Genomic DNA, 23,918 nt, shown 5'->3' on the forward strand with positions numbered 1-23,918 from the left:
CCAAAGGGTAGGGGCTTTTGATCCGCCATGCGTCAGGGAGGAAAGAGCCTTGGCGGACCCCGTGATCCGGGGCGCGTGGGATCAGCGGATTACAATCTCGTCGCTGCGCACCATGCCCAGAACACGGCGGGCCTGTTCGTCGAGCAGATCAAGATCCAGATAGTCATCCGACATCCGTTTGGTCAGGTTTTCCATCCGCGCAACGTCGCTTTCCACCTGTGCCAGCTTGTGACGCAGGTCTTCGCTTTCGGCGACAATCTCCGCTCGGCGGAACAGACCGAAATCACCCTGCACAGCGGCAAAGGTAAAATAAAGACTAAGCGCAAAGGCGATTGCAAAGAAAAACAATGTGCCAAATGCCGGGCGCGGGGTGCGGTTCATAATGGGTCTGCCTTGATGCGTCTCTTGATGGACGTGTCTAGACAGTATGGCACAGGTGATTCGCCATGTGAATCCCCTTTGCGCCTAAATCCCTTGTTTTCCGGGGTTTAGGCGCATTTTTGCGGGTCTAGGCTGCGCTGCCGTTCAATGCGGCGACACCGGGCAGGGTTTTGCCCTCCATCCATTCCAGAAAGGCACCGCCCGCCGTGGAAATATACGTGAAATCGTCTGCAACACCGGCCTTGTTCAGGGCAGCAACCGTATCACCGCCACCGGCGACCGAAACCAATGCGCCATCAATGGTTTGTTTGGCGGCAATCTGTGCCGCGGCAACCGTGGCGGTGTCGAATGGCGCAATTTCAAAGGCCCCAAGCGGGCCGTTCCAGATCAGGGTTTTGAGCCCCTCAAAAGCAGCGCGTACAATCTCGACGCTGGCAGGGCCGGCATCCAGCACCATCTGGTCGCTGTCGAGCTTTGTCTCTGCGCCCAGTTGCACCACCTCATGGGCGGCGCCAGCGGCGAACTCACGGGTGACCAAACCGTCCTGCGGCAGGATCACACGACATCCCGCGCGTTCTGCCTGTGCCAGAATATCGCGGGCGGTGTCATAAAAATCAGGCTCTTGCAGCGAGGCACCCATATCTGCACCCAGCGCGCCCAGAAAGGTATTGGCCATGCCTCCGCCGATGATCAACGTATCCAGACGGTTCACCAGATTTTCCAGCAAGGCGATTTTGGTCGATACTTTTGCACCGCCCACAACGGCCCCCACGGGACGCTCTGGCGTGGACAAGGCTGCCTCCAATGCGCGTAGTTCCGCCTGCATCAAGCGACCCGCGCAGGAGGGCAGGTGCTGTGCAATGCCACTGGTCGAGGCATGGGCGCGGTGGGCGGCAGAAAACGCATCATTGCAATAGATGTCACCCAGCGCGGCCAGACGTCGGGCAAAATCAGGGTCATTGCCTTCTTCACCCGGATAGAAACGGATGTTCTCAAGCAGCAGCACATCAGCGGCCTCTGCCTCGGCTGAGAGGGTCTCTGCCGCCTCCAGCGTTTCCAGCAACACAACCTTGCGTTCCAGCGCCTGTTCCAAAGCGGGCAGAACCTGCGCAAGGCTCATCTCGGGGTTCACCTGTCCTTTGGGGCGTCCGAAATGCGCCAACAGCATTGGCTTGCCGCCTTTGTCCAGAATGTCGCGTACCGTTGGCGCAATCCGCTCAATCCGCGTGGCATCGGTAACGCGGCCATCTTCAACCGGAACGTTAATGTCCACCCGCACCAACACGCGCTTTTCTGCCATTTCCAGATCGTCCAGCGATTTCCAGCCCATCGAATTCATCCCATTGTGCATATTTACCCAAGGGTTTTGCCTTTCTGGGCCGAATGGTCAATGCACTCGCTTGGCAATTGGGCAGATCATGCCTAGTTAGGGGGAAATCAGTTAAAGGAGCGCCACATGGCCGAGATCAAAGACCCGGAAAACACCATCCTGATGGAGCTGAAAGATGGCACCGTCACCATCGAGCTTATGCCAGATCTGGCCCCCAAGCATGTGGCGCGGATGAAAGAGCTGGCCCGTGCCGGTAAATATGACAACGTTTGCTTTCACCGTGTGATCGATGGCTTCATGGCACAGACCGGTGACGTGCAGCACGGCAACATGGAAGACGGGTTTAACCTGCGCAGCGCGGGAACCGGTGGCTCTGACCTTGGCAATGTGCCAGCGGAGTTTTCCAAAGTGCCCCACGCACGGGGTTCTATCGGCGCGGCACGTTCCGCCAACCCTGACTCGGCCAACAGCCAGTTCTTCATCAACTTCTCGAACAATGATTTCCTGAATGGCCAATACACGGTCTACGGTCAGGTTATTTCTGGCATGGAACATGTTGATGCCATCACTCGGGGCGAGCCGCCTGCGAACCCGGACCGTATGATCAGCGTCAAGGTTGCGGCAGATGTTTAAATCGGCTTTGACCGGCGGCCTCGTGGCGGCGCTCATGGGATCTGCGGCTGCGGCTTCGGGAATCAAGATCGAAGTGGCGGGCGAGGCCAATGGCACAATTGTCATTGACCTATTGGAAGATGTCGCCCCCAATCATGTAGAGCGGATCACAACGCTGGCGGCCTCTGGTGCCTATGACGGTGTTGTTTTTCACCGCGTGATCGAAGGCTTTATGGCGCAGACCGGCGATGTTGAATTCGGCAAAGAAGGCGGCGACACCCGTCGCGCCGGCATGGGCGGTTCCGATATGCCCGATGTCGCGGCAGAGTTTTCCGATGTGCCTTTCGACAAAGGTGTGGTGGGCATGGCCCGATCACAAAACCCGGATTCTGCGAACAGCCAGTTCTTCATCATGTTTGATGCGGGGCATTTCCTGAACGGTCAATACACGGTTGTTGGCCGTGTGACCGAAGGGCAGGACGTTGTGGAGGCCATCAAACTGGGCACCGGTGGCAATGGTGCCATGGTTGGCGCGCCAGATGTAATGAAATCGGTGACAGTCATCGACTAAGCATCAGACGCAGTTGCTGAATGTCAGAGGGCGTACCGCAGGGTGCGCCCTTTTTTCATGGGCAGGGCGCTGTAGTGCATCGTTGATGGCCTCAAACGAAAAAGGCACCGCCCAACTGGCGATGCCTTTGTTCAATCTTTGCTGTCGCGGCTTAGGCGGCAGGGTTACCCTTGGGCACCGGGGAGGATTTCGCACCGGGGTTCAAGGGATCATCCTGGCGCTGAACGGAGCCTTCGAAGTGGGCACCGGATTCAATCGCGATGGTTTTGTGAATGATGTCACCCTCGACCCGTGCGGTCGAAGTCAAACGCACCTTCAAGCCGCGCACACGGCCCACGATACGGCCGTTGATCACCACATCATCAGCAATCACTTCACCCTTGATGGTGGCGCTTTCACCGATGGTCAGCAGATGCGCGCGAATGTCGCCTTCAACCGTACCTTCAACCTGAATATCGCCTGTTGTCTTCATATTGCCGGTCACATGCAGATCAGCAGAGAGCAGCGAGGCAGGCGGTTTGGCCTTTGGTGCGCTGGCCTTGAATTCGCTTGGCTTTGCCTGTGCGGTCGCCTGCGGGGCAGGGGCTGAAGGGGCTGCCGGTTTGGACGCGTCTGCGTCTTTGCTCGGGGCGGGGTCGTTGATTTTGCTTTTAGAAAACATCGTTTGCTGCCTTGATATAGATCATCGGGTTTACAGCCTTGCCACCTACACGCACTTCGTAGTGCAGATGAACGCCGGTTACTCTTCCAGAGGCTCCCATATCACCGATATGTTGCCCGCGCGAGACCCTTTGTCCGACTTTTACGCGGATGCGGGATTGATGCGCATAACGGGTTTCAATGCCAAATTCATGCTGGATTTTGACAAGCCTACCATATCCTGATTGCCAGCCCGCATGGGTCACAACACCGTCCGCTGTGGCATAAAGTGGTGTGCCGCTGCGGGCGGCGAAATCAACACCGGAATGCATCCGGCGGCCACCGGTTTTCGGATCGCGGCGATAGCCGAATTTGCTGGTAAAGCGGAAGGCATCCTTCACGGGATTCGCAAACGGGGCCTTTTCGGCGGCAATCCGGTAGAGGTTCAGCCGGTCCATCTGGTTCAGCAACCGGTTCGCCCGCAGGGTATCTGCTGTGGGTTCTTCACCACGGGTACTGAATGTCAGCGGGGTCATCGGGCCGCCCTGACCGGAGTAGCCGCGGCGGACAGTTTCAAGAATACGGTCGGTGGGCATGCCCGCGCTGCGGAACATCTTGTCCAGCGGCGCGACAGAGACGGTCATCGCTTCTTCCAGCTGGCGGAAAATCGCATCGTTCTGATCGCGCATCAGGGCAATCTGCTGGCTCATCCGGTCGGCTTCCAACAGGGCTTCCTGCGCGTCAGCCACAACCTTGTCCCGCTCTTTCGCAGTTTGCTCAAGCGCCTCGGCCAGAAAACCGATGGGCGCAGCATTTGATGCTGTGCGCACGGCACCGGTGTCGCCCTCTTCCAGGCTGCCCTCAAGCGCCGCCAGTTCCGCCCGTGCGGTTTCGCGGTCCTGCATGGTCTCGCGCAGGGTGCTTTGGATCACGTCGATCCCGGTTTCCAGTTCACGTCTCTGGGTTTCTGACTGCAACAGTTCTGATTGCATCACAGAGATCTGTTTTAATGCGACGTTAAACCGTTCCTGCGCGGCCAGCGCTTCGGTGGCGCGGCTGTCACGTTGTGAGGACAGGTCGTTCAGGCGGGCCTGATAGGTGCGCTGATCACGTTTGGCCTGTTCGCGAAAATTGCCCGACCCGATGCTGTCCATCAGGATCACAGCGGTGGCGATGATCGACCAGGCGACCAACAGGGCGCTGCCGGCAAATGCAATCAATTGGGTGCTGGGGCGGAGGCGGATAAATCGGGTGTCGCTGTCGGACTTCAGGAAAACGCGGCGTTCCGGGAAATAGGTTTCCAGAATCGAATGGATTTTGATCGCGATCCGTGTGCGCACTTGTGTAACCTTTCAGCATCCCAGTTGCGGTGCCGTAAGGGTGGCCCGTCTTTTTTGTTAACGGTTCAATATCCAGTGATTGCTGATGGGGCAAGTCTGTTGCCCTTTGTCACCCTGTGAAAGCGGCGGATTGATGCGGATTGGCAAAAATCCGCCGATACCAGTGACTTGTGTTGCGTGGTTCACGCTACACCAAAGGCTGTTTTCAGGCGGTCAGCGGCCAGTAGAAGTCCGGCGGGATGCCTGCCTCGGCGCGTTTCTCTTCGTTAAACGGTGGCTTCAGGTGGCCATGGAAATAAGTCCGCACCAGGGCGTGAAACCGCTCTTTGGGGTCTTCGTTGTGGCGGCCGCACAGAAAGTGAAACCACTTGCTGCCATAGGCGACATGGGCGACTTCCTCTGCATAGATGGTCTCAAGCGCTGCAACCGCGCTTTGTGCCTTGGCCTGTTTGAACAGTTTGATCATCCCCGGCGTCACATCAAGACCACGCGCCTCCAGCACCATCGGCACCACAGCCAGACGGCCCATGAAATCACTGGTGGTATCCTCGGCGGCGCGCCACATGCCTGCATGGGCGGGCAGCGCCCCGTAAAAACTGCCCAATTCCTCCAGACAATCGGCCATCAGGTTGAAATGTTTGGACTCTTCATCCGCCGCTTTGACCCAATCATCGTAAAATCCCATCGGCATTTCGACATCTGCAAACCGTGCGATGATGTCCCAATGCAAGTCCACCGCGTTCAGTTCGATATGCGCCACAGCGTGCAGCAGGGCGATGCGCCCCTCTGGCGTGCCGGGTTTGCGGCTGGGCACATCACGTGGGTTCAACAGCTCCGGCTGTGCCGGGCGGGCCGGGTGCATCGGCGGATCAGCGCGGCCAATTTCGGGCTGCTCGCCTGCTGCACGCGCCGCCTGCCACTCTGCGGCCAGACGTCGCGACAGGGCGGTTTTTTCCCGTCCATCGCCGCAACGCAACACGCTTTCGGCCATCTGCGCCAGCGGCATCATAGGGCGCGCACCGCATCAAGCACCGCTTCCACATGACCGGGGACTTTCACCTTGCGCCAGACCTGTGCGATTTTGCCATCAGCACCGATCAGATAGGTCGCCCGCTCGATTCCCATGGATTTCTTGCCATACATGTTCTTTTCAACCCAGACCCCGTAGTCTTCGGTAACGCGGCCTTCTTCATCGGATAAAAGCGGCACGGTCAGATCGTGTTTGGCGGTGAATTTATCGTGTTTCGCCATAGTATCGCGCGAAATGCCGAATACTTTTGCCCCCAAGGCCTCAAAATCGGCAAGGCTGTGAGAAAAGCCGATGCTTTCCTTGGTACACCCGGGGGTATCATCGCGTGGATAGAAAAACAAAACCACAGGCGCGCCCTGCAAGGCGCTGAGCGTGACACTGTCGCCACCGGTCACAGGCAGGGTAAAATCGGGGGCGGTATCGGCGATATCTGGCATCTCTGTTCTCTTTCACTTGGAAGCGCTTCGGTGGCCTGACATAGTAGTGGGATACGCGCCAGTGCCAAGCCCGCGCCCCAGAATTCGGACATCGATGAGCGAACCTGCACCCCCATCTGTTGCAAAACCCCGCAAGCGCCTGTTGGGCCTTGGGGTGATGTGGCTGTTGAACTGGGTGCTGGGGCTGGTCACGGTTGCCGTTCTGGCGGTTGGTGGTGTGGTGATGTACCTCAAAAGCAACGCGGTCACGGCCCCGATCTGGGCCCGCACGATGATCGAGGCGCGGATTGCCGAGGCCCTGCCGCAGGCACGCGTGAGTTTTGGTGAGATGGCGTTTCTGATGGATGAGGGCTGGCGGCCGCGTGTGCGTCTGCGCAATGTCGCGGTAACCGCTGTCACCGGTGAGGAGCTGATACGGTTCCACGAATTCAAGGCTACGTTTTCAACCCGTCAGTTGCTGAAAGGACAGCCCCGGCCCAAAGACATCGCGCTGAGCGGTATCGTGGCGCGTCTGCGTCGGGACAGGGACGGGCGCGTCTCTGTGCAAACCGGACTTAGCGGATTTGGCGCAGAGCGGCAGGCGGCAACCCTGCCAGAGCTGATCGGGCAGGTGGATGATGTTCTGCTCAGCCCGGCCCTGAGTGCCCTGCGCGGTGTCGATCTGCGCGCGCTGACCCTGCGGTTTGAGGATGCGCGATCGGGTCGGGTCTGGACGATGGATGGCGGGCGGTTGCAGCTGGGCCGTGAGGGAGACACCCTGCGGATCAACGCGGATCTTGCGGTGCTGACCGGTGGCACCGGGGTTGCCACACTTGCGGCGAATTATACCAGCCGGATCGGGGAAACCGCCGCGGAATTTGGTGTTACCTTTGACGGGGTTGGCGCACAGGACATTGCGGTTCAGGACCCCGCACTTGCCTGGCTGGGGGTGCTTCGGGCCCCGATTTCGGGATCGGTGCGGGCAGGGCTGAACGATGCGGGACGGTTCACCCCTTGGGCTGCAACCTTGCAGATCGGCGCCGGCGCAGTGCAGCCGAACGAGGGCACGGAACCTGTCCCTTTTGACGGTGCGCGCAGCTATTTCAGTTATGACCCGGATGAAAAACTGCTGACCTTTGATGAACTGTCCGTGCGCAGCCAATGGATCACCGGTCAGGCAAGCGGCACCGCCGTTTTGGGGCTGGATGAAACCAGCGGTGCGCTAAGCGATCTTATCTGGCAGATCAGGCTCAGCGGTTTGCAGGCCAATCCGGGGGACCTTTATGAAATGCCGGTGGCCCTTGCGGGGGTTGATCTTGACCTGCGGTTGGAACTGAATCCGTTTCGGGTGACTTTGGGCCGTGCCCAGATTTCGGATCAGGGCAAGACAGCGCTGGTGGATGGCAGTGTTCTGGCGGGAGAGGACGGTTGGCATGTGGCGCTGGATGCGCAGATGGACGGGCTGGAACCCGACCGTTTGCTGGCGCTTTGGCCACAACGCGCGGCAAAAGGCACACGTAAATGGCTGGTGGAAAACCTCAGATCCGGTGCGCTGAGCAATATTGATCTGGCAGTGCGGCGCACGCCCAATGCCACGCCCCGCACCTTTCTGGCGTTTGATTACACAGATGCCACCGTGCGGTTTTCAAAAACCCTGCCACTGGTCACCGAAGGGCGCGGACATGTCAGTCTGGCCGACAGACGTTTGGTGGTGTCGCTGGATACCGGCAAGTTGACGCCGCCTCAGGGGGGCACAATCGGGCTGACCGGATCGTCGTTTATCATCCCTGATATTCTGGCCAAGGACGGCACCCCCGCCGTGGTCCGTCTGGATGCAAGCTCAAACATCGAGGCGGCGCTGTCGTTGTTGAACATGCCGCCTCTGTCAGTGATGGATAAGGCCAAGCTGCCAGTAAAGCTGGCCGAGGGCCGGGCCACAGTGACAGGCACATTGGCGCTCTCCCTGAAACGCGGCACCAAGCCCAAGGTGAGCTATCACGTGCAGGGTGATCTTCTGGACATGCGTTCAAAGGTCTTGGTCAAGGACCGGACCATCACCACCCCCAAACTGGTGCTTTTTGCCCAGAACGAGGGGTTCTCTTTGACCGGCAAAGGCCAAATGGACGGTGTGCCCTTTGATGCGGTGCTGAAGCAGCCGGTGGGGCCGGACGCGGCCCCCGGTATCTTAAGCGGCACAATCGCATTAACGCCCAAGGCGCTGGAAACCTTTGGCGTCAAACTGCCCGAAGGGTCGGTGTCGGGGCGCGGTGTTGGCGAAATCGAGGTAACCTTGAAGCGCGGCACCTCTCCGAAGCTGCGCTTGCGTTCGAATCTTGTCGGGCTGGGGGTCGCTGTGCCGCAGGTCTCCTGGCGTAAAGCCGCGTCACAATCGGGCGCGCTGGCGGTCGATGTGACCCTGTCGCCGGTGCCCGCGGTTGAGCGGCTGGAGGTGTCGGGGCCGGGTCTTTCGGCCGCAGGTGCGGTGCAGTTCAACAGTGACCGCACGCTGGAGCGGGTGCGTTTTGACCGGTTGAAGGTCGGCAACTGGCTGGATGTGCCGCTGGATCTGGTTGGGCGTGGGGCGGGGCGTCCAGTGCAGGTGGCGCTGCGCGGCGGATCACTGGACCTGCGCCGCGCCGCATTCGGCTCTGCACCGCCAGACCCCGCTGCGCCGCCGATGATTATTGCGCTGGATCGGTTGCAGATCACCGACACGATTAGTCTTACTGGATTGCAGGGGCAGTTTGATACGCGCCGGGGGCTGGATGGTGGTTTCAAGGCGCTGCTGAACGGCGATGCGCCGGTCGAGGGACGTGTGATCCCGCAATCAGGGCGCAGCGCGGTGCGTCTGATCTCCTCGGATGCGGGGCGGGTGTTGCGCGCGGCAGGATTGCTGAAACAGGTGGTCGGCGGGTCGCTGTCGCTGGTGTTATTGCCGGTTGGATCAGGCGGTGTCTTTGATGGCAAGCTGGAAATCGGTGGTGTTGCCATCAAGGATGCACCAGGGATCGCGGCACTGCTGAATGCTGTTTCGGTGGTGGGGCTGGTCAATGAGTTGAACGGTGATGGGATTTATTTTGAGGATGTGGAGGGCAGTTTCCGGCTGACCCCGAACCGGCTGACCCTGACCGAAGCCAGCGCGGTGGGGGCCTCCATGGGGCTGTCGATGGATGGGACCTATGCGCTGGATACCGGGCAGATCGCGATGCAGGGGGTGATCTCTCCGGTCTATCTGCTGAACGGCATCGGGTCGTTGTTCACCCGCAAGGGCGAGGGGTTGATCGGGTTCAATTACACTCTCAGCGGAGCTGCAAAAGATCCCAAGGTCGGGGTGAACCCGCTCTCCGCATTGACCCCTGCAATGTTCCGCGAGATCTTTCGCGCACCCCCCCCGGATTTGCCCGCTGTGGAAGGTGTGACCGGCAGCACATTGCCAAAGCCGGAACCTCAACCAGAAAGACCCGTTGAACGCCGCTACGAAGGGCGATAAGGCGCGGCCATGAAACTGTCTGAATTTGATTTTGATCTGCCCGAAACATTGATCGCGACCCGCCCTGCGGTGCCGCGCACATCGGCACGCCTGCTGGTGGCAGAGGGGGACGTGATCCATGACCAACGGGTTACAGATCTGGCAACCTGGTTGCGGGCCGGGGATCGGCTGGTGCTGAATGACACCCGTGTTATCCCTGCGCGGCTTTTCGGGGTGCGGGTGCGTGACAGCAGTCAGGGCCGGGTCGAGGCCAAGATCGAGGTCACCCTGCTGGAGCCGCGCGGTGATGGCACCTGGTCTGCACTGATCAAACCACTGCGCAAGCTCAAGCTGGGTGAGGTTGTCACCTTCAGCGCTGATTTAAGCGCAACACTTGAGGGGACGCAGGACGGGCAGGGATATTTGCGGTTTAACTGCGCGGGTGCGGATTTTGATGCGGCCCTGAATGCAGCAGGTGCCATGCCGCTACCGCCCTATATTGCGGCCAAACGCCCCGCTGATGCGCAGGACAAGACGGATTATCAAACGGTCTGGGCCAGACATGCCGGTGCTGTTGCTGCGCCCACGGCATCCTTGCATTTTGACGATGCCCTTTTGGCACAGCTGCGCGAGATTGGCGTTACCTTTACCTATGTGACGCTGCATGTGGGGGCGGGCACCTTTCTGCCGGTCAAGGTGGACGATATTGCCGATCACAAGATGCATGCCGAATGGGGCAGTGTCAGCGCCGCGGCGGCAGAAGAAATTGCCGCAACCAAAGCCGCGGGCGGGCGGATCATACCCGTTGGCACAACCTCGCTGCGCCTGATTGAAACCGCCGGGCGCGGTGGAGAAATTGCGCCCTGGCAAGGGGATACCGATATTTTCATCACGCCGGGGTTCAGTTTTAACGTGGCGGATGCTTTGATGACCAACTTCCACCTGCCGAAATCGACCCTGATGATGCTGGTCTCTGCCATGATGGGTGTAGAGCAGATCAAAACCATTTATGCCCATGCGATCGCGCAGGAATATCGCTTTTTCTCCTACGGTGACGCTTCTTTGCTGTTGCCGCCGGTTTCTTAATCTAAATCCCTCAAACCCCCGATTGCGGCATTCCGTGTCGCGGACAGAAGTGACCCATTGGACGCAGAGGTTCAGTGAGGCACCACAACACGAAGGAACAAGCAGCATGATACAGGTTCTCTCTAGCGCATGGGCGTTGTTACTCGGTATGGGCCTGTTGATGGTCGGCAACGGTATGCAGGGGACGCTGCTGGGTATTCGCGGTGCCTTGGAGGGGTTTTCGACCTTCGAGATGTCGATCGTGATGTCATGTTACTTTGTCGGCTTTCTGGGCGGGTCGCGCATGGCACCCGGCATGATCCGCCGTGTTGGCCACGTGCGGGTTTTTGCGGCACTTGCCTCTCTGATCTCGGCGGTGATGATCCTTTATCCAACCTTCCCCAATATCGTGATCTGGTCTCTGGGCCGGATTCTGATCGGATTTTGTTTTTCGGCGGTCTATGTGACGGCGGAAAGCTGGCTGAACAATGCAGCGGATAACTCCAACCGTGGACAGGCCCTGTCGCTTTACATGATTGTGCAAACGCTGGGCATCGTGATCGCGCAGGCCCTGCTGCTGACCGCGGATCCGTCCGGCTTTATCCTCTTTGTGATCCCTTCCGTGCTGGTTAGCATCGCGGTTACACCAATCCTTTTGTCGATCAGCCCAACACCGGCATTTGACACCACCAAACCGATGAGCCTGCGCGAGCTGGTCAATTTCTCGCCGCTGGGCTGTGTCGGTATGTTCCTTTTGGGTGGAGTGTTCTCGGCGCAATTCGGCATGGCGGCGGTTTACGGTGCAGAGGCGGGGTTGAGCGTGGCGCAGATCTCGATGTTTGTGGCGACCTTCTTTGTCGGCTCCGTGGTGCTGCAATATCCCATCGGCTGGATTTCCGACCGGATGAACCGGCGGACATTGATTGCCATCGTTTCGGTTGCTGGTGCGGCGGGCTCCTTCATCGGCATGTTTCTTGGCCATGTGTTTCCGATTTTGCTGGCCTCGGCGTTTATTGTTGGTGGTATGTCTAACCCGCTGTATTCGCTGCTGATTGCCCATACTAACGATTTTCTGGAACATGAGGATATGGCGGCCGCATCTGGCGGAATGGTGTTTATCAACGGGCTGGGGGCGATCCTTGGGCCGGTGATCACCGGTTGGATGATGGGCACCGCATTGGGCCCCGGTGGGTTCTATCTTTTCACCGCGGTGCTGTTTATCGCTCTGGCATTTTACGCCACCTACCGTGCCACACAGCGGGCAGGGGTCGCGGTTGAAGACACCGGCGATTTTGTGGCGCTGACGGCGTCCTCCACGGTGGTTGCGGTCGAATATGCGCAAGAAATAGCCATCGAAGCGGAGCATGAGCCAGAAAATTCCCCGTGAAGCTTGCGAAGATGTCGGTTTTGATACAATTCGTGAATGGGCAGTTGCGCGAAAATGCCCCTAAGATGAACAGGTTGGGTCAATCAGGCCAAAGGAAAACGATATGACGACGCCCCAAGAGATCCTTGAATTCTGGCTGGACGAGGTTGGACCCAAGGGCTGGTATGAAGCAAGTGATGCGCTGGACGCACAGATAAGCGACCGGTTTCTGGACGCCTGGGAAAATGCCAGTGAAGGGCAGTATTCGCTTTGGCTGACCTATCCGTCCGGTGCCTTGGCCTATATCATTCTGACGGACCAGTTTTCGCGCAACATGTTTCGCGGGCAGGACCGCGCCTTTTCAACGGATCGTGCGTCCTTGGCTGTGGCCAAATCCGCGATTGAACGGGGCTGGGATCTGACCATCGACGAACCGGCGCGGCAGTTCTTTTACATGCCCTTGATGCATTCGGAAAACCTGTGTGATCAGGAACGTTGTGTGCGGCTGATGTGTGAACGCATGCCGCAGGAAGGCGCGGGCAACCTGCTGCATGCCAGGGCCCACCGCGAAGTTATCCGGCTGTTTGGTCGTTTCCCCTATCGCAATGAAGCCCTGTCGCGGACCAGCACAGCGGCAGAAGTGGCCTATGTCGGGCAGGGCGGTTATGCCAGCACCTTGCGGACACTTCAGGCCAAGGCGGCCTGAGCGCCGCAGGTCGGTAAATCTCGCGGTTGTGGGTGGGGGCAATGTAGTTTAATGGTAAACTATATTGTTAATGCTTAGCCCGCGAGGTGTCGACCATGGCAGCGAATTCCTTTGATCTGATCGTAATTGGTGCCGGTCCGGGGGGCTATGTCGCGGCAATTCGCGCGGCCCAGCTGGGCATGAAAGTCGCTATTGTCGAGCGTGAACATCTGGGCGGGATTTGTCTGAACTGGGGCTGTATCCCCACCAAGGCGCTGCTGCGCTCCTCAGAGGTTTTTCATCTGATGCACCGGGCCAAGGAATTCGGCCTGAAGGCGGATGGCATCGGGTATGATCTGGATGCGGTGGTCAAACGCTCGCGCAAGGTGGCGGGGCAATTGTCCGGTGGCATTGGTCATCTGATGAAAAAGAACAAGATCACCGTGTTCATGGGGCAGGCGACATTGCCGGCCAAGGGTAAAGTATCGGTCAAGACCGATAAGGGCAGTGAAGACCTAACTGCGAAGAACATCGTCTTGGCCACCGGCGCGCGGGCGCGCGAATTGCCCGGGCTTGAGGCAGATGGCAAACTGGTCTGGACCTATAAACATGCGTTGCAACCGGCGCATATGCCGAAAAAACTGCTGGTCATTGGCTCCGGTGCAATTGGCATTGAATTTGCCAGTTTCTACAACACCTTGGGCGCTGATACCACGGTTGTGGAAGTCATGGACCGGGTGCTGCCGGTGGAAGATGCAGAGATTTCTGCCTTTGCGAAAAAGGCCTTTGAGAAACAGGGCATGAAGATCATGCAAAAGGCCATGGTCAAGCAGCTGGACCGCAAAGGTGACAAGGTGACAGCTCATATTGAGGTGGGCGGCAAGGTCGAGAAGATGGATTTCGACACGGTGATTTCCGCCGTTGGCATTGTTGGCAATGTCGAAAATCTGGGCCTTGAAGAACTGGGCGTAAAAATCGACCGCACCCATGTTGTGACCGATGAATATTGCCACACCGGTGTGGACGGGCTTTATGCCATTGGTGACATCGCGGGGGCCCCGTGGCTGGCCCATAAGGCAAGCCATGAAGGGGTGATGGTTGCAGAATTGATGGCCGGTATACACGCCCACCCGGTCAAGCCTGAAAGCATCGCCGGCTGCACCTATTGTCATCCGCAAGTGGCGAGTGTCGGCTATACCGAAGCCAAGGCCAAAGAGCTTGGGTATGACATTAAGGTGGGGCGTTTCCCCTTTATCGGCAATGGCAAGGCAATTGCTTTGGGCGAGCCGGAGGGGCTGATCAAGACGATTTTTGATGCCAAAACCGGCGAGCTTTTGGGCGCGCATATGGTTGGGGCGGAAGTGACCGAGCTGATCCAGGGCTATGTGGTAGGCCGCCAGTTGGAGACCACCGAAGAGGATCTGATGAACACGGTCTTCCCGCATCCAACCCTGAGTGAGATGATGCATGAGAGCGTTCTGGATGCCTATGGCCGTGTCATCCATATGTAGATGATCCTGCGGACGCGGCGGTGCCGCGACTTCATTTTTTGGAATCTATGGCAACGAGATCGCAGCCCTTGCAAGGGGCGATGTGGTATTGAGGGTCTTCCCTTTGCTGAAAGCGGTTCAGGGGCAGCTCTGCCCTGAACGCGCCTGATCAAGGGTGATGCGAGTCTGACCGGCGTCAAGGACAGGCCAATCAAAGATTGGTCGCTGCGCGATCCTTGACCCCGTTCAGAATCGCGGTTCCATATCGCACTGGACCCTTGTCCAATGCGCTGTCATAGATGTGATATGGTTAGTCTCAATCGTGTCGTCATGCAGCCGTCAAGCCGACGGATGATCAACGCTCTTGGTCCGCAAGATCTTGATACAGCGGAGATTTCCGGGAAATGGGGTGAGCGGTTTACCTTTAAGAGCTATGTGCAGTTTCGCTATCCCAAATATGACGTCTGCGCCAAACCTTTTGTGGATAAAGCCACCGGGGAGATGGTGCAATTTGATCTGATCCTTGCCAATCAGGTCTGGGAACATCTGGACCGCCCCTATGCCGCCACGCGCAATGTCTATGCGATGCTGCGCCCCGGTGGGTACTTCTGGCTTGCCGTGCCATTTTTTGCGCCGCTGCATGCGGCCCCGCAGGATTGTTCGCGCTGGTCCGCGCGCGGCTTGAGAAACCTGCTGGTGGAAGGTGGGTTTGATGAAGATGCGATTCATGCCGAGCAATGGGGCAACCGGCATGTGGCCCTGCGCAATCTTGAAGAAATCTGGCCGCCGGTCCATGACCCGGAGACGGATGACATCAGGAACGACCCCGAGATGCCGGTCTGTGCCTGGGCCCTGGCGCAGAAAATCTGATGTTCTTTGGAGCGAGGCATGGTTGAACGGACTTCATGGCCGCTGATCCTGACACTTTGGGGGGCGGGGCTGGGTGCTGCGGCGCAATATGGCAAGGTATCGGTGATTTTTGACCTGCTGCCACAGGCCTATCCTGATGCAGGTCCGGCGCTGGGGTGGGTTGTATCACTGGTTGGCTTTGTCGGGATCCTGTTTGGGGTGGTTGCGGGGCTGGTGGTGGCGCGGATCCGGTACCGCCGCGCCTTGTTAAGCGCGCTTTGGGTGGGGGCGGCGGTATCGTTGTTTCAGGCCAGCCTGCCGCCTTTGCCGTGGATGTTGATTAGTCGGGTGATTGAAGGGGCCTCTCATCTGGCCATCGTTGTGGCCGCGCCAACCTTGATTGCCCAGCTTTGTGCGCCCAAGGATCGCGGGCTGGCCCTGACCCTTTGGGGCACGTTTTTTGGTGTTGCTTTTGCGGTGCTGGCTTTTGGTGGCTATCCGCTGGCGGTGAACCTGGGTCTGCCTGCATTATTTGCCGGGCATGCACTGTATATGGCGGTTTTTGCGATCCTGCTGGGCGCCCGGCTGCGCGCCTTGCCTGAAGAAGGGGTGCAACCGGAGCTGTCCCTGAGCCAGATCCTGCGGGATCATGTGAAGATCTACCGCTCGCCTTTCATCGCAGCCCCTGCTGCCGGATGGCTGTTTTACACTTTCAGCTTTGTTTCTGTGCTGACGCTGCTGCCGCCGTTTCTTGATCCGGCGCTGCGGGCGATGGTGATGACAGCGATGCCGCTAACCAGCATTGTGGTGTCGATGACTCTTGGTGTGGCTTTACTGCGTATCATGCCAGCGGTGCGGGTGATTGAGCTGGGATTTGCCTTTAGCGCCCTTTGTATGATCTGGCTGTGGGCGGTGCCTGCCGCACCCTGGGCATGTATTGCGCTTGCGGGTGGGTTGGGGCTTGTCCAGGGGGCCAGCTTTGCCGCGGTACCGCAGCTGAACGACAATGCTGCAACACAGGCGCAGGCCAACGGGGCGATGGCGCAAATGGGCAATCTGGGGAATACGCTGGGCACGCCGGTCATAGCCATGGCAATTGCCGGGCTGGGGTATAGTGCGCTACCGCTTCTGGTGGCGGTGGTTCTTGCGGTGGGGGGCTTGGCCCATCTGCTGCTGGGATATGCACGCCGATAGGCGGATGTTCCTATTTAGTTCTTACTTTTCCATTGGAAAATCATGCGCAGCCGCCTATGTCTGGGATGTTAACAGGGGTGTGGCATGGCTGAGCTGAAAAATATCGAAGTGCGCGGCGCGCGCGAACATAATCTCAAAAGCATTGATGTGGATATTCCACGCGACCAACTGGTTGTAATCACTGGGCTTTCTGGTTCGGGTAAATCCTCGCTGGCCTTTGACACTATCTATGCCGAAGGGCAGCGGCGCTATGTCGAATCCCTGAGCGCCTATGCGCGTCAGTTCCTCGACATGATGCAAAAGCCGGATGTGGATCATATTTCCGGTCTGTCCCCGGCGATTTCCATCGAACAAAAGACGACATCAAAAAACCCGCGTTCGACGGTTGGCACGGTCACTGAAATCTATGACTACATGCGGCTGCTGTTCGCCCGTGTCGGCACACCCTATTCCCCGGCCACCGGCAAACCCATTGAGGCCCAACAAGTTCAGGACATGGTTGACCGGATCATGAATATGGAAGAGGGGACACGCGCCTATCTGCTGGCCCCGATTGTGCGCGACCGCAAAGGCGAATACCGCAAGGAGTTTCTTGAACTGCGCAAGCAGGGTTTTCAACGGGTTAAGGTCAACGGCGAATTCTACGAGCTGGACGAGCCGCCGACGCTGGATAAGAAATTCCGCCATGACATTGATGTGGTGGTGGATCGCATCGTTGTGCGTGAAGGGCTGGAAACGCGGCTGGCGGATAGTTTGCGCACGGCACTGGATCTTGCCGACGGCATCGCCATTCTGGAAACCGCACCGGCAGAGGGCGACCCGGAGCGCAGTACGTTTTCCGAAAAATTTGCCTGTCCGGTCAGTGGGTTCACCATTCCCGAGATCGAGCCGCGCCTGTTCTCTTTTAACGCCCCCTTTGGCGCGTGCCCCTCTTGCGATGGCTTGGGTAAAGAGTTGTTTTTTGATGAACGGCTGGTGGTGCCGGATCAGAACCTTAAGGTTTATGATGGCGCGCTTGCCCCCTGGCGCAAGGGGAAAAGCCCTTACTTCAAACAGACGATTGAGGCGATTGCCAAACATTACGGGTTCAATCAGAACACCAAATGGAAGGATCTGGACCCAAAGGTGCAAAAGGTATTCCTGCGCGGGTCGGGCAAGGAAGAAATCAAGTTCCGCTATGATGAAGGCGGGCGCGTTTATGAGGTCAGCCGCGTGTTTGAGGGGGTCATCCCCAACATGGAACGCCGCTATCGTGAGACTGACAGTAATTGGGTACGTGAAGAATTTGAACGCTACCAGAACAACCGACCCTGCGGCACCTGTGAAGGCTTCCGACTGCGTCCTGAAGCGCTGGCGGTGAAGATTGCCGGGTTGCATGCAGGACAGGTGGTGCAGATGTCGATCCGCGATGCGCTGGCTTGGTGTGAAAGCGTTCCTGCCGAGTTGACGAAGCAGAAAAACGAGATTGCCAAGGCGATCCTCAAGGAAATTCGTGAACGTCTGGGGTTCTTGAATAATGTTGGATTAGAGTATCTTACACTCGCACGTTCAAGTGGTACATTAAGTGGTGGCGAAAGCCAACGGATCAGACTGGCCTCGCAAATCGGATCCGGTTTGACGGGTGTACTTTATGTGCTTGATGAGCCTTCGATCGGGTTGCATCAGCGCGACAATGACCGTCTCTTACTGACCCTGAAAAACCTGCGCGACCAAGGCAATACCGTGATCGTGGTGGAACATGACGAAGAGGCGATCCGTGAGGCGGATTATGTTTTTGACATCGGGCCGGGTGCCGGTGTGCATGGCGGGCAGGTGGTCAGCCACGGGGTGCCTGCGGCAATTGCAGCGGATCCAAATTCGATCACCGGGCAATATCTGACGGGGGCGCGGGAGATTGCCGTGCCAGCCACCCGCCGCAAGGGGAACAAGAAGAAAATTCAGGTGGTGAAGGCCACGGGGAACAATTTGCAGAATGTGACCGTGGACTTACCCTTGGGCAAGTTCGTCTGTGTCACAGGGGTTTCTGGTGGCGGTAAATCGACGCTGACAATTGAAACCCTGTTCAAGACCGCCTCGATGAACCTGAACGGCGCACGCCAGACACCGGCCCCCTGTGAAACCATCAAAGGGCTGGAACATCTGGATAAGGTCATCGATATTGACCAACGCCCGATCGGGCGCACGCCACGCTCTAACCCGGCGACCTATACAGGTGCCTTTACCCCGATCCGGGACTGGTTCGCTGGACTTCCTGAAGCAAAGGCAAGGGGGTACAAGCCCGGACGGTTCAGTTTCAACGTCAAAGGTGGACGCTGCGAGGCCTGTCAGGGTGATGGTGTGATCAAGATCGAAATGCACTTCCTGCCGGATGTCTATGTGGAGTGTGAAACCTGTAAGGGCGCGCGCTACAACCGTGAAACGCTTGAAATCAAATTCAAGGGCAAATCGATTGCCGATGTGCTGAACATGACGGTGGAGGATGCGCAGACGTTTTTTGCCGCTGTGCCTTCGATCCGCGAAAAGATGGACGCGCTGATGCGGGTCGGGCTGGGCTATATCAAGGTGGGCCAGCAGGCGACAACCCTTTCGGGGGGTGAGGCGCAGCGGGTGAAACTTTCCAAGGAGCTAAGCAAGCGCTCCACCGGGCGCACCCTGTATATTCTGGATGAACCGACGACCGGTTTGCATTTTGAAGATGTGCGTAAGCTGTTGGAAGTGCTGCATGAACTGGTTGATCAGGGCAATTCAGTGATTGTTATTGAGCACAACCTTGATGTGGTGAAAACAGCGGATCACATCATTGATATCGGTCCTGAAGGCGGTGATGGTGGTGGTCGTGTGGTGGCAACTGGCACGCCAGAGGATGTGGCGAAAGTTGCGGAAAGCTATACCGGCAAATACCTCAAACCGATGTTGGCAAAACGCGGGAAAGTCGCCGCCGAATAAGGCACGGCTTTTTCAATTGCGCGGGGGCGCGGTCAGACAAAGATCAAGCAGCCGGGTGAAATCGGCGGCGGAGAGGCTGTCAAAATCAGAACAGAGTGTTTCAATCTCGTTTGCCCGCGCCGCCCCAAGCACCGGGTCGGCGAACAGGTGGAACTTGTCGGAAATCTCACTGTCTGAAAGGGGCAGGTCATTGTCGCCTTTTGGGGTGCGCGGCACATCTTCAAAGCTGCGCCCGTCGCGCGTGTGCAACGTCACCTGCGCCCAGCGTTTGCCCTGTGAAATCCTGGTCAAATGGGGATCGTCGATCAGCCGCACGGCATCGCTGATCCGTAGAATATCAGGGTCACTTAATGTCGTAAGCCCCAGTTCCGACACACCAATTTGGCCACGCACAATCATTGTTGCGACAGGAAATGCGATGCCATAGGCGAATTCATCCGGGCTTGCGGGGCGGTGACCGGCAAGACGTGTGGCATTGTGAAACGTCTTTATATCAACAGACGCGATTTCCGTGTGGGTCAGGCCATGTGTGGCCATCAAATGGGCAACTGAATCAATGCTTGGATGTGCCCAACGACAGCAGGGGTAGGGTTTGTAGCTGGTGTCCTCAACCGTGCGCCAGGCTGTGCCAAGGTCGGACCAGAAGGGTGGCGCGTCTTCGCAGGTCAGGGCCGGTGCGCCGGTGAACCCGTCACGCGCGAGGTAAGCCGCAACCACGCCCGATGGTGCGCCCCAGCCAACGCCGTCGCGCACCATAGTCGGATGATCAATACAGCGCATCATTTGGCTGCGCGGCCCGTGGTACTCTCCGATTCCGGCGGCGTGGCGGATCGTTTCGCCGTCACATTCCAACATTCGTGCGGCGGCCGTTGCAACGCCCACTGCGGTCCATGCACCAGAGGTATGATAATCTGCGCAGGTCGCATGCTGTGCCAGACCCACGCGGTAGCTGACCTCGTACCCCACCGCCAGATGTGTGGCAAATGCCTGTCCTGTCAGAGGGTTAGCTGATGCATCAGCCATCGCCATCAGCGCAGGGAAAACAGCCGAACCGCCATGCCCTTTGCAAGGTGATGTTGAATCATGCGCATCAACGGCATCGACAGTAAACCCACCTGCCATCGCGGCCCCAGCGGGCGACAGCGGCGTACCTTCCATCAATATCCGCGCGGACCCGGTCGCGGTTGGGCCAAACATCGCCTGTGCCCCGCGCACAGCAATCTGCGCCATCTGTGTGGTTGATGCGACCGCCGCGACCCCCATAGTGTCCAGAAACGAGCGCCGCAAAACAGCGCGTAGCGCCTCTGGCAGATCTGCATAAGTCAGGTCAGCGGCAAATTCGTGGAAAGGGGGCGACATGGCGGCAGGCTCCAACTGGGGTGACCCCAGCCTAGCCCCTGCACCACGCGCCAAAAATGCCGTTTTGCGACCCTAGCTGTCGCGGTTGCGCGCTGAAAGGCGCGGCAACATGGCCGAGAAATCGCGCCCCATGCCGTCTTCTTCCTCGACGAACTGGCGGTACAGGGACAGGGCAAGGGCACCCATCGGTGTATCCGCATTTGCGGCTTCTGCGGCTTGCTGGCTTAACCCAAGGTCTTTCAACATCAGCTCGGCCGCGAAGCCGGGTTTATAGTCATTGTCAGCAGGGGAGGTTGGCCCAACACCGGGGGCAGGGCAATAGGCGTTCATCGACCATGAATAGCCTGAGGAAGTGCTGACAACATCAAACATCTTCTGGCGATCAAGGCCCAGCTTGTCGGCAAGCGCAAAGGCCTCGCAGGTGGCGATCATTGTCGCCCCGAGGATCATGTTATTGCAGATTTTAGCGGCTTGTCCGGCACCGGCTTCACCACAATGCACCGCTTTTTGCCCCATGATATCAAAGAGGGGTGCCGCTTTGGCAAAGGCATCAACCGTGCCCCCGGCCATAAAGGTCAATGTTCCGCCGGCGGCCCCGCCGATCCCACCGGAGACAGGCGCATCAACAGCAAGAAACCCTGCCTTTTCAGCGGCTTCCGATGTGTTGCGGGCGCTCTCTACATCTACGGTGGAACAGTCGATAAACAGCGCGCCCTGTTTCATATCGGCAAAGGCCTGCGCGGCGACCTGCCGCAAAATCGAACCGTTTGGCAACATCGTGATCACCACATCGGCATCCGTCACAGCCTCCGCAAGGTTTTGCGCGGATGTGACGTCTTTCGCCTCTGCGCCTGCGACGTCAAACCCGGTCACACTATGTCCTGCGGCGGCCAGATTACTGGCCATGGGCGCGCCCATATTGCCCAGTCCGATGAAACCGATTTTGAGAGGGGTCATGGGGATCTCCTAAAGTTTGAGGGCCTGCGCACCCAAGGGTTGCAGCATTTTGGCGACGGCAGCGAGGGGCACGTCAGCATCCGCATATTGCCATTTGGGCTTGCGGTCTTTGTCGATGATGGCGGCGCGGATCCCTTCAAGGAAATCGCCATGTTCAGAGGCGCGATAGGTAAAGCGGTACTCCAGCTCCAGCGCCTTTTCCATACTCAAGCTTGGGCCGCGCAAACGATGCATCATTTCCACCGTACAAGCGGCAGAGAGCGGGGAGCTGCGCCCGATCATCTTAAGCGCCGTTTCGGCAAAACTGCCGGAGGCATGACGCAGATCCGTCAGGATATCCGATAGGGTTTCACCGGCAAACAGGGTGTTGATCTGCGCCATCTGACCTTCGAACGTCCCGCCGCTGGCGGGCTTTGCCGCCTGCGAAATGACATCAGGGTCACCTGTCTGTGTCAGCTTTCCGATCAGGTCTGGCCAGTTTAACTCTGGGATGTAATGGTCTGCAAAACCTGAAAAAATTGCATCCTGTGGTCCCATGCGTGTTGCTGTGATACCAAGGTATTCACCAAGCCGTCCCGGTGCGAGTGCGAGCAACAGCGAGCCGCCGACATCCGGCACAAGACCGATGCCACATTCGGGCATGGCAATTTGGCTGCTTTCGCCCACGATGCGGTGTGATCCATGACAGCCAATGCCAACGCCGCCGCCCATGGTGAACCCCTGCAAAAAGGAGATAACAGGTTTCGGATAGGCGAAAATCTTGTGGTTCAGACGGTATTCATCCGCCCAGAATTTCTGCCCATAGGCGAAGTTGCCCTTCGTCCCCTGTTCATAGAGATCCGCAATGTCACCGCCAGAGCAAAAGGCGCGGTCACCCGCAGCATCAAACAGGACCAGCTGCACCGCGTCATCATCGCGCCATTGGTCAAACGCTGCCTCAATCGCCAGGCACATCTCATAAGTCATTGCATTCAATGCCTTAGGTCGGTTCAAGGTGATCCGACCGGCATGGCCTTCAATGCGAATATCAATATCGCTCATCTGTTCTTCAACATATCGCGGGATACGATCACACGCATGATCTCATTGGTCCCTTCAAGAATTTGATGCACCCGCAGATCCCGCACCAGCTTTTCGATGCCATAATCCGCAAGGTACCCGTAGCCGCCATGCAATTGCAGACATTGATCCACAACTTTGCTGCCGGTTTCGGTTACAAACTTCTTGGCCATGGCACAGAACTTGGTGGCATCCGGCGCGCCGGTGTCCAGTTTCCATGCTGCCTGGCGCAGGAAGACCCGTGCGGCCTGAAGTTCGATTTCCATGTCCGCAAGGCGGAATTGCAGCCCCTGAAACTGGTCGATGGGTTTGCCAAAGGCCCGTCGTTCGCCCATATATTCCAGCGTTTTGTTCAATGCGGTTTGTGCTGCACCCAGTGAACAGGCCGAAATATTCAAACGCCCGCCATCAAGGCCCATCATCGCATATTTGAAGCCTTTTCCCTCTTCTCCCACCAGATTTCCGGCGGGAATGTTGCAATCGTCGAATTGCACCTGAGAGGTTGGTTGGCTGCGCCAGCCCATTTTATCTTCCAGACCGCCAAAGGACAGCCCGTCAGTGCCGTCTTCCACATAGACGGTTGAAACACCCGCGGCCCCGTCTTCCGAAGTGCGCACCATGCAGACATAAGCGTCTGAATATCCGCCGCCGGAAATGAACGCCTTGGTGCCGTTCAGGCTGTATCCTTCGTTTGTGCGTGTTGCCTTCGTCTTCAGCGCCGCGGCATCTGAACCAGAGCCCGGTTCGGTCAGGCAATAGCTGAGCACGGTGTTCATCGACAGGACATCTGGCATGACCCGTGCCTTCAGATCATCATCGGCAAAGCTGTCCAGCATCTTTGCGCACATGTTATGGATCGACAGAAAGGCCGCCACAGAAGGGCAGGCCATGGAGAGCGCTTCAAACACCAATGTCGCATCCAGACGGGTCAGATCAGAGCCACCCGCCTCTTCAGAGACGTAAAGCCCGCCAAACCCCAGTTCCGCGATACGCGGCCACAGATCCTTCGGGATGGTCTCGTCTTTTTCCCACTGCTGGGCAAAGGGCGCGATGTTTTCCTGACCAAAGGCATAAGCCATGTCAAAAATCGCTGTCTGTTCGTCACTCAGTGCAAAATCCATGATGCGCTCCGCTGGTTTAATGAACGAGTGTTAAATTCT

At 58.0% G+C, this 23,918-nt stretch carries 20 protein-coding genes; 10 read left to right on the forward strand and 10 right to left on the reverse strand.

The window, feature by feature from the left end:
* Positions 1-81 precede the first annotated feature (81 nt).
* Both QQL78_RS05715 and QQL78_RS05720 read right to left on the reverse strand, forming a co-directional pair.
* On the reverse strand, positions 82-381 hold the full coding sequence (locus QQL78_RS05715) for an FtsB family cell division protein (protein ID WP_284371483.1): 300 nt from the start codon (positions 379-381) through the stop codon (positions 82-84).
* Positions 382-508: 127 nt separating this feature from the next.
* Positions 509-1,711: a phosphoglycerate kinase gene (locus QQL78_RS05720; RefSeq protein WP_284371485.1), complete on the reverse strand. Its 1,203-nt coding sequence runs from the start codon at positions 1,709-1,711 to the stop codon at positions 509-511.
* 126 nt (positions 1,712-1,837) lie between these two features.
* Between QQL78_RS05720 and QQL78_RS05725 the strand changes: the two genes are divergently transcribed.
* Together QQL78_RS05725 and QQL78_RS05730 are read left to right on the forward strand one after the other, a co-directional pair.
* Positions 1,838-2,344: a peptidylprolyl isomerase gene (locus tag QQL78_RS05725; RefSeq protein WP_284371487.1), complete on the forward strand. Its 507-nt coding sequence runs from the start codon at positions 1,838-1,840 to the stop codon at positions 2,342-2,344.
* On the forward strand, positions 2,337-2,894 hold the full coding sequence (locus QQL78_RS05730; protein ID WP_284371489.1) for a peptidylprolyl isomerase: 558 nt from the start codon (positions 2,337-2,339) through the stop codon (positions 2,892-2,894). Before QQL78_RS05725 ends, QQL78_RS05730 begins: the two co-directional genes overlap by 8 nt.
* 151 nt (positions 2,895-3,045) lie before the next feature.
* On the opposite strand, the gene QQL78_RS05735 is transcribed toward QQL78_RS05730, so the two are convergent.
* The 4 genes from QQL78_RS05735 to QQL78_RS05750 form a co-directional block, all read right to left on the reverse strand.
* Entirely contained in the window at positions 3,046-3,555 is a 510-nt protein-coding gene (locus QQL78_RS05735; protein ID WP_284371490.1) for a bactofilin family protein, read from the reverse strand.
* Positions 3,545-4,873 (reverse strand): DUF5930 domain-containing protein, encoded by a 1,329-nt coding sequence (locus QQL78_RS05740; protein ID WP_284371493.1) that lies wholly within the window; start codon positions 4,871-4,873, stop codon positions 3,545-3,547. The genes QQL78_RS05735 and QQL78_RS05740 overlap by 11 nt, the downstream gene beginning before the upstream one ends.
* Positions 4,874-5,078: 205 nt before the next feature.
* Positions 5,079-5,882 (reverse strand): ferritin-like domain-containing protein, encoded by an 804-nt coding sequence (locus tag QQL78_RS05745; protein WP_284371495.1) that lies wholly within the window; start codon positions 5,880-5,882, stop codon positions 5,079-5,081.
* Positions 5,879-6,340, reverse strand: coding sequence for a peroxiredoxin (locus QQL78_RS05750; RefSeq protein ID WP_284371497.1), 462 nt, complete (start codon positions 6,338-6,340; stop codon positions 5,879-5,881). Before QQL78_RS05750 ends, QQL78_RS05745 begins: the two co-directional genes overlap by 4 nt.
* A gap of 94 nt (positions 6,341-6,434) precedes the next feature.
* Between QQL78_RS05750 and QQL78_RS05755 the strand changes: the two genes are divergently transcribed.
* The 8 genes from QQL78_RS05755 to uvrA all read left to right on the forward strand — a co-directional run bounded on the left by QQL78_RS05755 (position 6,435) and on the right by uvrA (position 19,383).
* Positions 6,435-9,809 carry a YhdP family protein gene (locus tag QQL78_RS05755; RefSeq protein WP_284371499.1) on the forward strand — a complete coding sequence of 1,125 codons (3,375 nt, stop codon included), beginning with the start codon at positions 6,435-6,437 and terminating at the stop codon, positions 9,807-9,809.
* A gap of 9 nt (positions 9,810-9,818) precedes the next feature.
* Entirely contained in the window at positions 9,819-10,874 is a 1,056-nt protein-coding gene (queA, locus tag QQL78_RS05760) for a tRNA preQ1(34) S-adenosylmethionine ribosyltransferase-isomerase QueA (protein WP_284371500.1), read from the forward strand.
* Positions 10,875-10,980: 106 nt separating this feature from the next.
* Positions 10,981-12,240 (forward strand): MFS transporter, encoded by a 1,260-nt coding sequence (locus QQL78_RS05765; RefSeq protein WP_284371502.1) that lies wholly within the window; start codon positions 10,981-10,983, stop codon positions 12,238-12,240.
* Positions 12,241-12,343: 103 nt separating this feature from the next.
* Positions 12,344-12,925: a DUF924 family protein gene (locus QQL78_RS05770; protein ID WP_284371504.1), complete on the forward strand. Its 582-nt coding sequence runs from the start codon at positions 12,344-12,346 to the stop codon at positions 12,923-12,925.
* A 95-nt stretch (positions 12,926-13,020) separates the two neighbouring features.
* On the forward strand, positions 13,021-14,415 hold the full coding sequence (lpdA, locus tag QQL78_RS05775) for a dihydrolipoyl dehydrogenase (protein ID WP_284371505.1): 1,395 nt from the start codon (positions 13,021-13,023) through the stop codon (positions 14,413-14,415).
* A gap of 285 nt (positions 14,416-14,700) precedes the next feature.
* The gene (locus tag QQL78_RS05780; RefSeq protein ID WP_284371508.1) at positions 14,701-15,264 is read left to right on the forward strand and encodes a methyltransferase; all 564 of its coding nucleotides are present in this window, start codon (positions 14,701-14,703) and stop codon (positions 15,262-15,264) included.
* Positions 15,265-15,282: 18 nt separating this feature from the next.
* On the forward strand, positions 15,283-16,437 hold the full coding sequence (locus QQL78_RS05785) for an MFS transporter (protein WP_284371509.1): 1,155 nt from the start codon (positions 15,283-15,285) through the stop codon (positions 16,435-16,437).
* Between the two features lie 84 nt (positions 16,438-16,521).
* A complete protein-coding gene (gene uvrA / locus QQL78_RS05790; protein WP_284371511.1) occupies positions 16,522-19,383 on the forward strand; it encodes an excinuclease ABC subunit UvrA in 2,862 nt (953 codons plus the stop codon).
* A 12-nt stretch (positions 19,384-19,395) separates the two neighbouring features.
* Here uvrA and QQL78_RS05795 read toward each other — a convergent pair whose 3' ends face one another.
* The 4 genes from QQL78_RS05795 to QQL78_RS05810 form a co-directional block, all read right to left on the reverse strand.
* Positions 19,396-20,742 (reverse strand): MmgE/PrpD family protein, encoded by a 1,347-nt coding sequence (locus QQL78_RS05795; protein ID WP_284371513.1) that lies wholly within the window; start codon positions 20,740-20,742, stop codon positions 19,396-19,398.
* Between the two features lie 72 nt (positions 20,743-20,814).
* Positions 20,815-21,699: a 3-hydroxyisobutyrate dehydrogenase gene (gene mmsB / locus QQL78_RS05800; RefSeq protein WP_284371515.1), complete on the reverse strand. Its 885-nt coding sequence runs from the start codon at positions 21,697-21,699 to the stop codon at positions 20,815-20,817.
* A gap of 9 nt (positions 21,700-21,708) precedes the next feature.
* Positions 21,709-22,740, reverse strand: a complete 1,032-nt coding sequence (locus QQL78_RS05805) for an enoyl-CoA hydratase/isomerase family protein (protein WP_284371517.1) — start codon at positions 22,738-22,740, stop codon at positions 21,709-21,711.
* A complete protein-coding gene (locus QQL78_RS05810) occupies positions 22,737-23,879 on the reverse strand; it encodes an acyl-CoA dehydrogenase family protein (protein ID WP_284371519.1) in 1,143 nt (380 codons plus the stop codon). Before QQL78_RS05810 ends, QQL78_RS05805 begins: the two co-directional genes overlap by 4 nt.
* Positions 23,880-23,918 lie beyond the last annotated feature (39 nt).

The organism is Sulfitobacter pacificus (genome assembly GCF_030159975.1).
GTDB classification, from domain to species: domain Bacteria; phylum Pseudomonadota; class Alphaproteobacteria; order Rhodobacterales; family Rhodobacteraceae; genus Sulfitobacter; species Sulfitobacter pacificus.